Below are 12,752 nucleotides of genomic sequence, written 5' to 3'. Positions count from 1 at the left end.
ACCGCGCCACGGCGGGTAGGAGCTGTTTGGGAACACAGCACCGGAAATGCCAACAAATCCCGGCCGGCACGGCGTGACCGTGCCGGACGCGCACTGACTCAGGAAGAGGAATCACCCATGTACATAGGCCTTGGCACGGTAGTGCTCATCATCGTCATCGTCGCCGTCGTCATGCTTCTGCGACGCAGCTGACGGCCGCCCCCCAGGGCCTCGCGGCCCTTCCACCAGGCGCCCATCGACGGCCGAACCCCCTTGCCGCCGGACCCTTGTCAGTCCCCCCTGCTAGCTTGCACGGCGGGAACAAGGCCGGTCAGAGAACCTTCGAGGTCCGCGGTCAAGGGGGGTGGGCACAAAGGTCCCCAGGAGCCACCTCGGGACTGTCACGCATGCCACGACCCCACCCCCCTCCTCACCCGCTGTCGGGCTTGCCGTCCTGGTGCTCCTCGATGTGCTGGTATTTCAGGCCGCCCATCATGAAGAGCAGGGTGGCCACCGTGAACGCGATCACCGCCAGCGAGACGCCGATCGTCTCCAGAGCTCTCATCCGCAGGTCCTCCTCCTAGGCGCCGCCTGTCGTCCCGGCGGCGGCACGGGGTCATCGAGGTCCTCCTTCTCACCGTCTCACGGTCACCGGCCGTCGGCAGGTCGGGCCACCGGCGCGGATCACCATCCCCGCCGATCGACGGGCGCTCCCGGTCGCTGCCCCCGGTTCGCCGGAATACGGGACCGTGCGCGCCGGGCCGCCGGCCGCGTCGCGAAAGGGGACGGGCGCGGCATGATGGAGTCATGCCGACCCGACCTGTGCTCGTCTACGACGGTGACTGCGCCTTCTGCTCCACCTCCGTGGCGTTCGCCGAGCGGCGGATCCGCCCGCGCTGCGTGACCGTCCCCTGGCAGTGGGCGGACCTCCCGTCCCTCGGGGTCGACCAGCAGCGGGCCGAGCACGAAGTGCTCTGGGTCACGCCGCCGGGCGTCGTGTACGGCGGCGCCGAGGCCGTGGCGAAGCTGCTGCTCAGCGCGGGCGGGGTCTGGGCCGTCGCGGGCGCCCTGCTCCGCATGCCGCCGGTCCGCTGGGTGGCGCGCGGCGTCTACCGGCTGGTCGCCGACAACCGCGACCGGATGCCGGGTGGCACCCCTGCCTGCGCGCTGCCCGCCGACCGGCGGCCCGCGGCGGGAGCCGGCACGTCGTCGAAGCGCCCCGACTGAGGCGTCGTACGCGCCTACTGAGCCGTCATACGACCCGACTAAAGGGCCATCCGTGCCAGTTCACGATGTCCCGGGCGTGGCGGGCGACGGCGTCCCGCTGTTCGGGCGCCGTGAGTGTGACCTGTGAATATGCCAGTTCGAGTTGAGCCACCCAGGGTGCGCGAAACGCGTTTCACCCATATGCCTCCGCAAAGGACCCTCTCTCGATTCCTACGCTGATGCCGTCTCTTTCCTGGGGCTGTGTCGGTTCAGGCGATGGGGAAGTCGCAGCCTGTTGCCGGGAAAAGGGCGCGGGTGATTTCGTCCGTCAACCGGCGGCTCGCCCTCCAGGCTTCGTTTCTCCAGAGGGAGTAGGCTCTTCGATGAAACTGTTGAATGTCATGGGAGTGCCGGCCCGGCGCGCCCTGTGCACGTCGATCGCGTCGGTCACGCTGATCGCCGCGGCCACGGTGGCGATGACGCCGACGCCTGCGACCGCCATCGCGACCGCCGTTCCGCTCGGAACGGTGGACAGCTTCGCGGTGCTGGGCGGCCAGTCCGTGACCAACACCGGTCCCACCACGGTCACCGGTGACCTGGGAGTGAGCCCGGGTACGGCGATCAGCGGTTTCCCGCCCGGTCTGGTGAACGGTGCGACCCACGCCGCCGACGCGGTCGCCCTGCAGGCCCAGAGCGACCTGACGACGGCCTACAACGACGCGGCCGGCCAGGCGCCGGACGCGAGCATCAGCGGCGACCTCGGTAACCAGAACCTGGCCCCGGGCGTCTACAACGCGGCCTCCTCCATCGGGCTGACCGGCACGCTCACCCTGGACGCGGCCGGCGACCCGAACGCGGTCTGGGTCTTCCAGATCGGCTCCACCCTGATCACCTCGTCCGCCAGCCGGGTGCTGCTGGTCAACGGCGCCTCGCCGTGCAACGTCTTCTGGCAGGTCGGCAGTTCGACCACGCTCGGCACCAACACCACCTTCGTCGGCACGATCATGTCGCTGACCTCGACGGGCCTGAACACCGGCGCGACCGTCAACGGGCGCGCGCTGGCCCGCAACGGCTCGGTGACGCTGGACACCAACGTCATCACCCGGCCGCAGTGCGGTACGACCACCGGCGGAACGACCACCACCGGGGGTACGACCACCACCGGGGGTACGACCACCACCGGCGGCACCACCACCGCGGGGACCACGGGGGGCACCACCGGCGGCGTCCTGGGCGGCGCGACCACCGGCGGCCTGCTCGGCGGCGTGCTGGGCGGCGTCACCACGGGCGGCCTGCTCGGCGGCTCGATCGCCGGCAACACCGTCGGCGGCAGCACCATGGGCAACGTCCAGGGCAACACGCAGGGCAACACCCAGGGCAACACGGCCGGCAACACCGGCGGCGGCAACGGCAAGCCTCCGCACCACGGCAAGCCCCCGCACCACGGCAAGCCGCCGTACGAGGAGAAGCCCCCGTACCAGCCCCCGTACGAGCACAAGCCGCCGTACGACAACAAGCCGTCCTACGGTGACCAGCCGTCCTACGGCGACCACCCCCAGTACGGCGACCAGCCGCAGTACGGCGACCAGCCGCAGTACGGCGACCAGCCGCAGTACGGCGACGACAAGCCGGACACCGACTGGCCCGCGGCGGACAGCGACGACCAGCAGGCCGAGCAGTCCTGACACCCGGCCCGTGATTCCGGCCCGGTGGGCGCCCCGCGCGCCCGCCGGGCCCGGTCGCGTCACCGGGCCGGTCCGCACGGCGGGTTCCATCACGGCGGTCCAGCACCGCACCGCACGGCACGGCACAGCACGAACAGCGGCAAGACTTGCGAGAGGAGGGCCGGGATGACATCGACTGGCCCACAGGACGTACAGCACACCGGTGAGCCGGTGGGCGGGGAGGCAGCGGGGGGAGTCCGGCTCAGAAAGCCGCCGGCGGCAGCCCGTCGCGAACCCCCGGGCCTGACAGGGCCGTTCGCGGCCGCCGACGGCACCGACCGGCTCGCCGCCCTGCCGCTTCCGCTGCGCTTCGCGACCAGAGCGGCCGCCGCGCTGCTGGTGGCGGTCTCGCTGCTCCACGTCGCCTTCGTCTTCCTGCACGTGGCGCCTCCGAACCCCATCTCGCAGCGTTACGCCCGGCAGATCCAGGGCTGGGTCTACCCCTTCTTCGAGCAGAACTGGCGCCTGTTCGCGCCCGATCCGGAGTCGGCCGTGCCGCAGATCTCGGTCCGCACGGCCAGCACGTCCAGCGACGGCACGCACTCGGTCAGCGGCTGGCACGACCTCACGGCGATCGACAACGCCGCGGTCAGGCACGACCCCTTCCCGAGCCACACCAGCCAGAACATGCTGCGCCGGGCGTGGAGCGGCTACCTGGACACCCACGGCACCAGCGACGTCTCCTACTCCGACCGCGCGCTGATGTGGCAGGAGTACCTGCGGAACATCGCGGTGGAACGCGCCCCCGCCAGCGGGCACGGTTCCGTCACCGACATCCAACTCCGGGTCCGTACGGTCCCGGTGGCGCGGAACGATGCCACCGGCCACACCCTCCCGGTCTCGCCCTCCGCGGTCGACACCCGCGAACTGCCCTGGTGGAAGGTGACCTCGCATGGCCACTGACAGGACCGCTCTCCCGGCGACCGGGACGGCGAAAGCGGCAGCGGCCGCGACGGACGCCGCCCCGCGGGCGGATGCCGCAGGCACCGCACCGGCGTCCCGCCTCAGCGCCGGCGGCCTGATCGCCCTCCTCAGCCGCCGCCCGATCTCGCTCTACGCGGCCTCGGTGCTGCGCATCGGCTACGGGCTGTGCTATCTCGCCTTCCTGCTGCGGGAGTTGCCGCACCGCGACGAGATCTGGGGCCCGGACTCGCCGTGGACACCGGCACTGGCCGACGAACTCTTCCGGCAGACCGGGTGGTTCAGCCCCCTGACGCTGTCGGACAGCACGGTGTATCTCGACGTCTGCTACGCGATCGCCCTCGTCGTCTGCGCGCTGCTCGTCCTGGGCTGGCGGAGCCGGGCGATGTCGGTGCTGTTCGCGCTGGTGGTCGTGTCGTTCCACGCGCGGGCCATCTTCATGACCGACGGCGGGGACAACCTGATCCTGCTGATGGCCCTCTACCTCACCTGCACCGCCTGCGGCCGACGCTGGTCACTCGACGCGCGCCGCACGGCACGCCTGGCGGCAGGGGGCGGCCCGGGGCGCTGGGCGATGTGGCGGGCGAGCAGCGACACGTGGTCGCAGTTCGACCTGGCGCGCCGGTCCCTGGTCACCGCGCTCCACAACTGCGCCATGTTCGTCATCGCCGCGCAGGTCTGCCTCCTCTACGGTTCTGCGGGCCTGTACAAGGTCCAGGGGCCGTCCTGGCAGTCAGGCACCGCCCTGCACTACGTGGTGAACCTCGACCTCTTCCGCCCCTGGCCCGCGCTGTCGGCGCTGGCCGACAGCCACCCGCTCTTCATCGCCGCCGCCAGCTACCTGACGGTGCTGATCCAGGTGGCCTTCCCCTTCGCCCTCTTCAGCCGCCTGAAGTACGTGATCCTGGCCATGCTGCTGGCGATGCACCTGGGCATCGCGGCCCTGATGGGGCTGCCGCTGTTCTCGGGGGCGATGATCGTCGCCGACGCGGCGTTCCTCCCGGACCGCTTCTACCGGTCGGCCGCCCGCCTGCTTCGCCGCGCCATCCCCCACCGGCCCGCCGGGGCCACCGCGCCCCGCACCCCCCGCGTCCCGCCCCAACCGGGCACCCCCGGCCTGACCCGCCACTCCTGACCGGGGGGCGGCGGCGTCAGCAGAGGCGGTGCCCCGCCGTCAGAAGAGGCGGGTGCGCAGCGCGCCGATCCTGGTCAGGGCGGCGGTGAAGGCCGGTCCTGGCAGGGTGCCGTTCTGGAGGGCGGCGGCGAGCGCGGAGACGATCGCCTGGCCGTGGGCGACGTCGCCCGAGGCGTCGAGGATGAGGTCCATGCCGGCCGCCGCGGCGGTGACCGCGTTCTGGGCGGGGGTGCCGAAGGCGCTCAGCGCGCCCGCCCCGATCGCGTCGGTGACGGTCACGCCGGTGAAGGTGAACCGGTCGCGCAGCTCGCTCTGGACCACCGTCGGGGACAGCCCGGCCGGGTGCGCGGCGTCCAGCTGGGAGTAGATCGCCCAGGACACCATCACCAGGTCGGCCCCGGCGGTGAGCGCGGTGACGTAGGGGACCTCGTCGAGGTGCCGCAGCTGGGACAGCGACTGCGTCAGGGTGACCGGCCGCAGGTCGGTGTTCTGCGCGGCGGTCGCGGCCCCGAGGCCCGGGAAGTGCTTGGCGGCGGCCGCGACGCCGGTGGCCCGCTGGGCGGTGATGAACGCACCGCCGCAGCGGGCGACAAGCTCCGGGTCGGTGCTGTAGGAGCGCTGGTACTGGTCGTCGAAGTCCCCGGCCGTGCGGTAGACGTCGAGCACCGGCGCCAGGTTGACGTTCATCCCCACGCTGCGCAGCAGGTTGCCCGCGCCGGTGCCCGCGTCCGCGGCGCCGCCGGCCGGGTCGGCGGAGGCGCCGATCTGCTTGGCGGACTGGACCGGCGCGCCGGGCAGCCGCCGTATCTGCCCGCCCTCCTGGTCGGTCATCAGGAGCAGTGGCGCGGGGGACGGGCTGCCGGCGTTCGCCTGCCGGATCAGCCCCACGGCCGAGGTGATCTGGGCGAGGCTGCTGATGTTGCCGCCGAAGAAGATGACGCCGGCCGCCTGGCCCGCCCTGATCTGGTCGAGCAGGCTCTGCGGGACCGTCGTCCCGGAGTAGGAGAAGACGACCCGCTGCCCGGCCTGCTGCTGCGGGGCCAGCGCGGCGGGCCTGGCGACCGCGGCCGGCGCCGCGGCCGGGCCGCCGGAGCGGCGCCGGCCGCCGAGCGGGCCCGCCGCGGCGACTCCGGCGCCGGCCGCCAGGACGCTGCGGCGGGAGAGGGGATGACCGGGGCCGGCCATGGCGTGCCTCCTGGGAGTCCGGCGGATGGTGCCGGGGCGGGCGCCCGGCCGGAACCGGCCGGGCGCGGGCGGATCAGCCGTTGGCGAGTGCCTGGACCCGGCTGAAGTCGCCGTTGAAGGCGTCCTGGTCGCCGGGGAAGACGCCGCTGTCGGCGAACTGCCAGATCGTCTGGACCGGCCAGTGGTAGGGCATGGTGCCCGGGCTGCCGTTGTAGTTGGCCAGCGCCAGCGGGTTGGTGGACGAGAAGTCACCGGCGTTGCCGGTGCACTGGCTCCACCAGGACGTCGCGGTGTAGATGGTCACCCAGCGGGTGGTTTTGGCGTGGTACTCGTTGCTGAACGCGAGGATCCACTTGACCATCGAGGACGCGGACAGGCCGTAGCAGGTCGCGCCGTACGGGTTCCACTCGATGTCGAGCATGCCGGGCAGCGTCTTGCCGTCCTTGGACCAGCCGCCGCCGTGCGCGAGGAAGTAGTCGGCCTGGGCGGCGCCCGAGGAGGTGTCGGGTGTGGCGAAGTGGTAGGCCCCGCGGATGAGGCCCGCGTTGTAGGACCCGTTGTACTGCTGGGCGAAGTAGGGGTTCACGTACGAGGTGGACTCGGAGGCCTTGACGTAGGCGAAGCGGCCGCCGTTCGCCGCGACCGACGACCAGTTGACGTTGCCCTGGTAGCCGCTGACGTCCAGCCCCGGCGTCCCCGCGACGTTGGGGGTGACGGTCAGGTGCCCGCCGGTCGCCGGCTCGTGCAGGGCCGTCTGCGAACCGGCCCAGTCCAGTTCGGGGTGGGTGATGTGGTTCGCGGGCGTGGTGGCGCCGGGGTCGGCCGCGGCGGCCGGGACCGCCGTAGCGCCCAGCGCGGCGCAGGCCAGCGCCGCGCAGGTGGCGAGAACACGCTTCTTGGCAAGAGCATGCCAAATTAACATGGGGAACCTCCGGATGTGAAGCGTGATTCGAGTGGGACGGGCGCGTCGCCCACGCCAAGAGTGAAGGAAACTTTCGTCTCGCACAAGGCGCATGAAAGGAAGTTCTACGCGCGGTGCGCGGGGGTGGCCGGAAAGGGGTCAGAGCCAGCCGTTGCGGCGGAAGCCGCGGTGGATGGCGATGCAGGCGGTGGCCATGGCGGACAGGACGATCGGATAGCCGTACGTCCAGTGCAGCTCGGGCATGTGGTCGAAGTTCATGCCGTAGATGCCGCAGATCAAGGTGGGCACGGCGATGATGGCGGCCCATGCGGTGATCTTGCGCATGTCCTCGTTCTGGGCGACGGTCACCTGCGCGATGTTGGCCTGGAGGATCGAGTTGAGCAGGTCGTCGTAGGAGTTGATCTGCTCGTTGGCCTTGGACAGGTGGTCCTCCACGTCCCGGAAGTATTTGTGGATCCCCGGGTCGATGAGGTCGTACGGCCGCTCCGTGAGCAGCTGCAGCGGCCGGCTGAGCGGGGTCACGGCCCGCTTGAGCTCCAGCAGCTCGCGCTTGAGCTGGTAGATGCGGCCGACGTCGGCGCCGCGTCCGCCGAGGGGCGAGAAGACCTCGGACTCGACCGCGTCGATGTCGTCCTGCACGGCGTCCGCCACGTCGAGGTACTGGTCGACGACGTGGTCGACGATGGAGTGCAGCACCGCCGAGGGGCCCTTCGCCAGGTGCTCGGGGCTGCGTTCCAGCTCCTCGCGCAGGTGGCCGAGCGAGCCGTGCCCGCCGTGCCGGACGGTGATGACGAAGTTCGCGCCGGTGAAGACCATGATCTCGCCGGTGTTCACGATCTGGCTGGTCGTGGTCAGGCGGTCGTGGGGGACGTAGGCGACGGTCTTCAGGACGGTGAAGAGCATGTCGTCGTAGCGCTCGAACTTGGGCCGCTGGTGGGCGTGGATCGAGTCCTCCACGGCCAGCGGGTGGAGCCCGAACAGCTCGGTGACGCCGGTGAACTCCTGCTGCGTCGGCTCGTGCAGGCCCATCCACACGAAGCCGCCGGACCGGCGTACCTTCCGCACGGCCTCAGCCGGCGTGCAGTCGTCCAGCTGGCGCACCCCGTCGCGGTAGACGACGCAGTTGACCACGGCGCTGCCCAGCGGGGAACGGCCGGGGTGGCTCAGGTCCACCCTGCGCGGCCTCCGCTGGACCCGGCGGGCCGCGGCCCGGAGATTGCGGATCAGGGGCACGACGGAATCCTCCTCAAGGTGGCGTCGCCAGTATGCCGAGGTCGGGGGGCCGGATCAGGGAGCACCGGCGCCGTGGTCCGGTCCGAAGGCGATCAGCAGGACGAGGGTGGCGATCCAGGCGACGATCGCTCCGGTGATCAGGTACGGCGCGTACTTGCGCATGGTGGGACCACTCTCCTTTCTGGGCCGGCTTATGCGGTCGTGTGACGCGGTCGGGTGACGCGGCCGGGTGGCGCCACCTGGCCACGTCCCGGGTGACGCGGCCGGGTGACGCGCCCCGCTCGGGCGGTTTCGCCGCTTTTGCGGCCACACCATTGTCGCCCGGCCGGCGGCGGATGCCGGGCGGCCACTCAGGGCGCGGAGGCGGTTCCCGCGGCGGGGACGAGGCGAGGGACGGCCCGGACGTAGACGACCATGCCCAGGACCTCCACCAGGGTCTGGGTGACCACCACGAGGGCGGCGGCCGCGAGGTCGTCGGGCAGGGCGAGCGCCAGCGGCAGGACGACCAGGGAGTTGCGGGTGGCGCCGGAGAAGACCACCGCGCGGGAGGCCGGGACGCCCAGCCGGAACAGCCGGGCCACCGACCGGCCCGCGAAGGCCATGACCAGCAGGAAGATCACGTAGACGGGGACGACGGCGCCGACGTCACCGAGATGGCCGCCGAGCCGGGGGATCTGGGAGGCGACGACCGTCAGCAAGGTGGCGGCCATCAGCGGGACCATGGCGGAGGTCGCGGCCCCTGCGGCCCTCCGCCCGGCCGGCCGGCGCCGTGCCCACGCCTGGACCGCCCAGGCCAGGGCGAGCGGCAGCACGATCAGGAACAGGAACGCCCGCAGGAACGGCCCGGCGTGCACGACGCCGGACAGCCCGGAGCCGAGGAAGGCGTAGAGGAAGAGCGGCAGCAGCAGCGTCTGCGCGACCAGCAGGACCGGGGTGAGGGCGAGCAGCCGGCGGTTGTCGGCGCCGGCCAGGCCGCTGAAGACGATCACGTAGTCGACGCATGGGCACAGCAGGACCAGCAGCACCCCGAGGCGTACGGCCTGGTTGCCGGGCAGGAAGCTGAACATCGCGGCGACCAGCAGCGGCACGACCGCGAAGTTCACGGTCAGGGCCGCGCCCAGGAAGCGGCCCCCGCGGGCCGCGCGCAGCAGATCGGCGGCGGGCACCTGCAGGAACGTGACGAAGAGCAGCGCGCCGAGTACCGGGTTGACGGCGTGCTCCAGGCCGGGCCCGGCGCCGGGGGCGGCCCGGCCGAGCAGGCCGCCGACGGCCATCGCCGCAAGGTAGACCGCGACCTGGTGCCGCTCCATCCGCCAGGCCAGGCCCTGCGGCCCCTCCTCCGACACCCCGGTGACTCCTCGTCGCGCGGGCGCCCCGCCGCGGTCGGTGGGGGCGTCCCCCCGCCATCCTCCCTGGTGGCGGCCCCGGCGGACGACGCGGGCGGCACCGGGGGGCACGTCCACGCCCGCGGGCGCGGGGAACCGCCACCAGGGAGGCGCGGCCGCCCCCGCGTTCCGCGGCGGCCCGGGGCGGCCGCTCAGGTGCGGCCCGCGAAGGGGACCTCGGCCGGGGCGGTGTCCCGGGCGCCGGGGGTCGCGTCGAGGGGGTGCGTCCACAGCCCGCGGGCGCGCAGCAGCGGCAGGACGCCCTCACCGAACCAGTACGCCTCCTCCAGGTGCGGGTAGCCGGACAGGACGAACTCGTCCAGGCCCAGCGCGTGGTATTCGGCGATCCGGTCGGCCACCTCGGCGTGGCTGCCGACCAGCGCGGTGCCCGCGCCGCCCCGGACCAGGCCGATACCGGCCCACAGGTTCGGCGCGATCTCCAGGTCGGCGGTGCTGCCGCCGTGCAGCGCCAGCATCCGCCGCTGGCCCTCGGACTCGCTGCGGGCCAGGCCCGCCTGGATGGCGGCGACGGCGGCCGGGTCGAAACCGGCGAGCAGCCGTTCGGCCTCGGCCCACGCCTGCTCGCGGGTGTCGCGCGAGATGACGTGCAGCCGGATGCCGAACCGGAGCCGGCGCCCCTCCTCGTCCGCCAGCGCGCGGATCCACTCGATCTTCCTCGCGACCGCGGCCGGCGGCTCGCCCCAGGTGAGGTACACATCGCTGTAGCGGGCCGCGACCGCCCCGGCAGCCGGCGAGGAACCGCCGAAGTACACCTCGGGCACCGGGTCCGGCAGCCGGCTGAGCCGGGCGCCCTCCACCCGCAGGTGCTCGCCGGCCAGATCGACCGTCCCGCCCGCCCACAGCTCCCGCACGATCTGCAGGAACTCGCCGGTGCGGGCGTAGCGGGCGTCCTTGTCGAGGAAGTCGCCGTAGGCGCGCTGCTCGTGGCTCTCGCCGCCGGTGACGACGTTGAGCAGCAGCCGTCCGCCGGAGTGCCGCTGGAAGGTCGCGGCCATGTGCGCGCCGAGCGTCGGCGAGACGGAGCCGGGGCGGAAGGCGACCAGGAACTTCAGCCGCTCGGTGGTCTGGGCGAGCATGGCGGTGGTCAGCCAGGCGTCCTCGCACCACGCCCCGGTCGGGGTCAGCGCGCCGACGAAGCCCATGTCCTCGGCCGCGCGGCCGATCTGGGTGAGGTAGCCGAGCGTCGCGGGCCGGTCGCCGCCCGCGGCGCCCGCCGGGGTGCCGTGGCCGCCGCCGACGACATGGCGGCTGTCACCGTAGGTGGGCAGGAACCAGTGGAAGGTCAGGGACACGGGAGCTCTCCGTTCGGGTGTGCCGCGTCGGATGCGGCCGGGGGCTGTGGCGGCCGGCAGGGCCCGCGGGCTACAGCAGGCCGTGCCGCGGCGGCCGGGTGCCGTTCAGCACGTAGCGGCCGATGTGCTGCACTTTCCAGCGCGCGGGGTCGTGCAGGGTGTGGGTGCGCGCGTCCCGCCAGTAGCGGTCGAGGTTGAGCGAGCCGGCCGCCGAGCGCGTGCCGGCCAGCTCGAAGAGCGCGCCGGACACCTCGACGGCGGCGGTCGCGGCGAAGGCCTTGGCCGCCGCCACCGCGATGGACGCCTCGGCGGCGCTGTCGTCGGTCAGGTCGGCCCGGGCGGCGTCCGCCGCACGGGCGGCCGCGACCAGCAGCGCGTCAGCGGCCCGCACCTGCACGGCGAGTTCGCCGACCCGCTGGATCAGCAGCGGGTCCTCGGCCGCGGTGTCGAAGCCGCTCTCGAACCACGGACGGCTCTTGGTGCGGACGAACTCCACCGCCTCGGCCAGCGCGCCGCCCGCGATGCCCGCGTCGATGGCCGCGTGCAGCAACTGGGCCACGGCTCCGTGCAGTTGGGGGCCGGTGAAGGTCAGGTGGTGCGGCACCACCCGGTCCGCGGGCACGATGACGCCCTCCAGCCGCACGGTTCCGCTGGCCGTGGTGCGCTGGCCCATTCCCTCCCAGTCGTCCACCACGGTGACGCCGGGAGCGTCGGCCGCCACGTAGGCGACGTGCAGCGCGCCCTCGTCCCCGGCCCGCGCGAGTACCGGGATCCAGTCGGCGAACAGCGCGCCGGTGGCGTAGTGCTTGACCCCGGTCAGCACCCAACCGGCGCCGTCCTCGGCCGGTTCCAGCCGGGTGCGGAAGTCCTGCACGTGCTTGGTGCCGGCCTCGGACTGTGCGTTGCCGAAACGCTTGCCCGCCAGCAGCTCCCGGAAGAAGAAGTCCTGCTGCCCGGGGGTGCCCTGGGCGCGCAGCACGTTGACGTACGCGAAGTGGCTCTGCGGGATCTGGGCGAGGCTGCCGTCCGCGGTGGCCAGCAGCCGGAAGATCTCGGCGAGGGTGACCAGGCTGACGTCGGCGCCGCCGTGCGCGGCCGGCACGGTGACCGCCAGCAGCCCGGCCGCGCTGAGCCGGTCGAGCTCGGCCCGCGGCAGCCGGCGTCCGGCATCGCGTTCCGCGGCGCCGGACCGGAACTCGGCCGCGAACGCGGCGGCGGCCGCGAGCGCTTCCGCGTCGTCGGCGATCACGTGCGCCGGCCCGGGCGGGGGCGGGGACGGGCGGTCGGTCGAGGGCCGGGGGGGAGCGGTCACGAGGAGTCTCCTGGGAGTCGAGGCGGGGCGGGGAACCTGGTGCCGTCCTGGCGCGGGCGGTCCGGCGGCTGCCCGCTCGGATGTCGGCGTCCGCCGCCCCCGACTGCCGGGTGCCGGTCCGGCAGCCGCCGCGGAGAACTGCCGGCGGCTCCCGCGCGGGGTCCTTCCGGCCTGCGGAACCGGTGCCGCGCGGGTCGCGGGGAGGCGGGGCGCGGCCGGGAGGCGGCCGGTCCGTGGAGCCGTCCGGGGGTCGGGAAGCAGCGGGGGCGTCAGCGCCCGCGAGCGGCGCTCAGCGGCAACAGAAGGCGCTGGCGACGCGTGCGAGGTCGATGTGACGCCGCCGGGTCAGGATGCCGGGCATATCGATCACCTTCTCGCTCTGCGCGTCGCGGGCCGGGCAGGTCCGGGCACGCCGGGTGACGCGGGCTTTCGCCCGA

12 protein-coding genes are annotated in these 12,752 nt (G+C 73.2%); 4 read left to right on the top strand and 8 right to left on the bottom strand.

Going from position 1 to position 12,752, the window contains the following annotated elements:
- Positions 1–409: 409 nt before the first annotated feature.
- Complete coding sequence (locus OG702_RS16990; RefSeq protein WP_327289730.1) at positions 410–544, bottom strand: hypothetical protein; 135 nt, start codon at positions 542–544, stop codon at positions 410–412.
- A 242-nt stretch (positions 545–786) separates the two neighbouring features.
- On the opposite strand from OG702_RS16990, the gene OG702_RS16985 reads away from it, so the two are divergent.
- From OG702_RS16985 to OG702_RS16970, 4 genes are all read left to right on the top strand, one after another.
- Positions 787–1,206 carry a thiol-disulfide oxidoreductase DCC family protein gene (locus OG702_RS16985; RefSeq protein WP_327289729.1) on the top strand — a complete coding sequence of 140 codons (420 nt, stop codon included), beginning with the start codon at positions 787–789 and terminating at the stop codon, positions 1,204–1,206.
- 362 nt (positions 1,207–1,568) lie between these two features.
- On the top strand, positions 1,569–2,870 hold the full coding sequence (locus OG702_RS16980; RefSeq protein WP_327289728.1) for an ice-binding family protein: 1,302 nt from the start codon (positions 1,569–1,571) through the stop codon (positions 2,868–2,870).
- A gap of 165 nt (positions 2,871–3,035) precedes the next feature.
- On the top strand, positions 3,036–3,812 hold the full coding sequence (locus OG702_RS16975; protein WP_327289727.1) for a DUF5819 family protein: 777 nt from the start codon (positions 3,036–3,038) through the stop codon (positions 3,810–3,812).
- Positions 3,802–4,965 carry an HTTM domain-containing protein gene (locus OG702_RS16970; RefSeq protein WP_327289726.1) on the top strand — a complete coding sequence of 388 codons (1,164 nt, stop codon included), beginning with the start codon at positions 3,802–3,804 and terminating at the stop codon, positions 4,963–4,965. The genes OG702_RS16975 and OG702_RS16970 overlap by 11 nt, the downstream gene beginning before the upstream one ends.
- A gap of 39 nt (positions 4,966–5,004) precedes the next feature.
- On the opposite strand, the gene OG702_RS16965 is transcribed toward OG702_RS16970, so the two are convergent.
- From OG702_RS16965 to OG702_RS35500, 7 genes are all read right to left on the bottom strand, one after another.
- On the bottom strand, positions 5,005–6,150 hold the full coding sequence (locus OG702_RS16965) for a glycoside hydrolase family 3 N-terminal domain-containing protein (protein WP_327289725.1): 1,146 nt from the start codon (positions 6,148–6,150) through the stop codon (positions 5,005–5,007).
- 73 nt (positions 6,151–6,223) lie between these two features.
- Positions 6,224–7,072: a lysozyme gene (locus tag OG702_RS16960; RefSeq protein ID WP_327289724.1), complete on the bottom strand. Its 849-nt coding sequence runs from the start codon at positions 7,070–7,072 to the stop codon at positions 6,224–6,226.
- 138 nt (positions 7,073–7,210) lie between these two features.
- A complete protein-coding gene (gene corA / locus OG702_RS16955; protein WP_327293258.1) occupies positions 7,211–8,299 on the bottom strand; it encodes a magnesium/cobalt transporter CorA in 1,089 nt (362 codons plus the stop codon).
- A 356-nt stretch (positions 8,300–8,655) separates the two neighbouring features.
- Positions 8,656–9,615, bottom strand: a complete 960-nt coding sequence (locus OG702_RS16950; protein WP_327293257.1) for an arsenic resistance protein — start codon at positions 9,613–9,615, stop codon at positions 8,656–8,658.
- A gap of 227 nt (positions 9,616–9,842) precedes the next feature.
- Positions 9,843–11,003, bottom strand: coding sequence for an LLM class flavin-dependent oxidoreductase (locus OG702_RS16945; RefSeq protein ID WP_327289723.1), 1,161 nt, complete (start codon positions 11,001–11,003; stop codon positions 9,843–9,845).
- A gap of 70 nt (positions 11,004–11,073) precedes the next feature.
- Positions 11,074–12,315, bottom strand: coding sequence for an SfnB family sulfur acquisition oxidoreductase (locus OG702_RS16940; protein ID WP_327289722.1), 1,242 nt, complete (start codon positions 12,313–12,315; stop codon positions 11,074–11,076).
- A 289-nt stretch (positions 12,316–12,604) separates the two neighbouring features.
- The gene (locus tag OG702_RS35500; RefSeq protein ID WP_442814716.1) at positions 12,605–12,676 is read right to left on the bottom strand and encodes a putative leader peptide; all 72 of its coding nucleotides are present in this window, start codon (positions 12,674–12,676) and stop codon (positions 12,605–12,607) included.
- Positions 12,677–12,752 lie beyond the last annotated feature (76 nt).

Source organism: Streptomyces sp. NBC_01198, from assembly GCF_036010485.1.
Classification (GTDB): Bacteria; Actinomycetota; Actinomycetes; order Streptomycetales; family Streptomycetaceae; genus Actinacidiphila.
Note: the sequence above shows the minus strand (reverse complement) of the source record. Positions and strands in the feature narration are given on the sequence as shown.

Excerpts from the sequence above, each read along its gene's own strand:
- OG702_RS16970 (WP_327289726.1), top strand. The coding sequence starts at position 3,802 with ATGGCCACTGACAGGACCGCTCTCCCGGCGACCGGGACGGCGAAAGCG.
- OG702_RS16985 (WP_327289729.1), top strand. The coding sequence starts at position 787 with ATGCCGACCCGACCTGTGCTCGTCTACGACGGTGACTGCGCCTTCTGC.
- OG702_RS16990 (WP_327289730.1), bottom strand. The coding sequence starts at position 544 with ATGAGAGCTCTGGAGACGATCGGCGTCTCGCTGGCGGTGATCGCGTTC.
- OG702_RS16950 (WP_327293257.1), bottom strand. The coding sequence starts at position 9,615 with ATGGAGCGGCACCAGGTCGCGGTCTACCTTGCGGCGATGGCCGTCGGC.
- OG702_RS16960 (WP_327289724.1), bottom strand. The coding sequence starts at position 7,072 with ATGTTAATTTGGCATGCTCTTGCCAAGAAGCGTGTTCTCGCCACCTGC.
- OG702_RS16975 (WP_327289727.1), top strand. The coding sequence starts at position 3,036 with ATGACATCGACTGGCCCACAGGACGTACAGCACACCGGTGAGCCGGTG.
- OG702_RS16980 (WP_327289728.1), top strand. The coding sequence starts at position 1,569 with ATGAAACTGTTGAATGTCATGGGAGTGCCGGCCCGGCGCGCCCTGTGC.
- OG702_RS16965 (WP_327289725.1), bottom strand. The coding sequence starts at position 6,150 with ATGGCCGGCCCCGGTCATCCCCTCTCCCGCCGCAGCGTCCTGGCGGCC.